The sequence below is a fragment of the Gardnerella sp. C0684A1 genome, assembly GCF_055326835.1.
In genome coordinates this window covers 1-242 of record NZ_JBLTSX010000079.1, presented here as the reverse complement: position 1 = coordinate 242, position 242 = coordinate 1, and the positions used below count along the sequence as shown (strand labels likewise).

The 242-nt window shown below is 66.5% G+C and carries 1 protein-coding gene; it reads left to right on the top strand.

Annotation, left to right across the window (positions count from 1 at the left end):
• The coding region (locus ACNEUN_RS06405) for a substrate-binding domain-containing protein (RefSeq protein WP_463631622.1) at positions 1-242 on the top strand (242 nt) is incomplete at both ends.

Genomic DNA, 242 nt, shown 5'->3' with positions numbered 1-242 from the left:
ACGCCAGCCCCTACACGTCCACCATCGTCTTCCTGGTGCGCAAGGGCAACCCCAAGCACATCAACAACTGGCCCGATCTGGCGCGCAGCGGCGTCGACGTCATCACGCCCAACCCCAAAACCAGCGGCGGCGCCCGCTGGAACTACCTGGCCGCCTGGGGCTATGCGCTGAAGAACGGCGGCACGCCGGCCTCGGCGCGCGACTTCGTCAAGCGCATCTACAGCAACACCAAGGTGCTGGAC